The following is a 1,299-nucleotide window of genomic DNA, read 5'->3' as shown; positions in this document are numbered from 1 at the left end:
AAGCGCTTATGGTTAGTGCTCTTGTCCCATTCAGTCGGCGCCTCGCAAATCAATCCTCGCAGCTTCTGACGCACGTCTTCGTGGTCGCGCAAATACGCGGCTAGCCGATCTTGATCCGCACCTGCCTTCGGTGCATCAGCGCTATTCGCTTCCTGAAGTAGATCGAGAATGACCTTTGCGTCACATAAGCCATCGTCGGACAAGGCACCCGCGCCTTCGCTGACCTTCGTCCAGCCCATGAACCACGGAAAGTCGGCGTCAGACAGCTTATGAATTCGAGCGTCGCTCAGATTAACGTAACCCGTCTGCTGCGCAGCGAAGGAAACCGATTGCCAGTTCGCGGACTTATCAGCAGGCAGTCGATCCTTGTCAGGCCCAATCACGCGCCCGAAACGAAGCAACTCATATCCGGCACTTGCGCAGTCTGGATAAAGCTTCGTCGCCGTCTTGTAGAGGTCGTACTCATAGTTCGGCGCTGGTACCCCGGCGGCAGACGTAATCAGCACAGGCGCCTTTCCTGCCCCCTCGTCACGCCAAACGGTCGTGTACTTCGTCCCTCGATCAAAGCGAATCCGTGCAAATAACGTCTGCTCGCTTCTCCCCGCTTCGGCGCTCGCCTTATCGGGCTTCGAATAGAACGCACCGGGAGGAATGACAAAGTAGCAATCGCCCCACGGCTCTTCGCTGCTCGTTGCACTGATAGCCCGATTGTCCAGTTGTGTCTTGCCGAAGTACTCCTTGAAATCCGCATCGGTCATGAAGACTTCAAAGTGGATCATCCGATGCCCGAACATCTGGCCGGGGTAACCGAGAATGTCTTTGCGGTAAACCTTCGTCTTGCCATCGCTCTGAGCGGCAGCTGTCGGCGCCTCCATAAGCGACACCAACTGTCTTCGCAGTGCAGGCTTGGTCTTCATGTCCGCCCGATTCATGAGATGCATATACAGCGAATAGAATGTGATCGATCGCCCTTGCCCGGTTTCCGTCTCGTGCTTAAGCAAGACAAAACCCGTGTCATGACCTTCCAACGAATCTGAAGCAACTCGGTATGCCACAACCGTGCCATCGGCGATTGCGCGAACAGGTTCATTGACAAGCTTGGGTGTCAGGTGAACGCCTCCATGCCATCGACGATCGCGACTTATCGGATAAATGCCATGCGGGGACTCGTAATCGTCAAGCCCGGAAATTTCGCTTAGCGCGGCTTGCTCGTAGCTGTCTGCACTGCCATTGGCAGACCCTGGCAGGAAAGGAAAACTGATCAACATGGTTATAGGCCTGTGGTCACACGGAGAACGG

1 pseudogene is annotated in these 1,299 nt (G+C 55.4%); it reads right to left on the bottom strand.

Annotated elements, in window-relative coordinates:
* Window positions 1–917, bottom strand: a pseudogene (locus BSU04_RS30605) (hypothetical protein); the annotation flags it as partial.
* Window positions 918–1,299: the final 382 nt, after the last annotated feature.

The organism is Caballeronia sordidicola (assembly GCF_002220365.1).
In the GTDB taxonomy this organism is placed as follows: Bacteria; Pseudomonadota; Gammaproteobacteria; order Burkholderiales; family Burkholderiaceae; genus Caballeronia; species Caballeronia sordidicola_C.
This window is presented reverse-complemented; position numbering and strand designations above follow the sequence as displayed.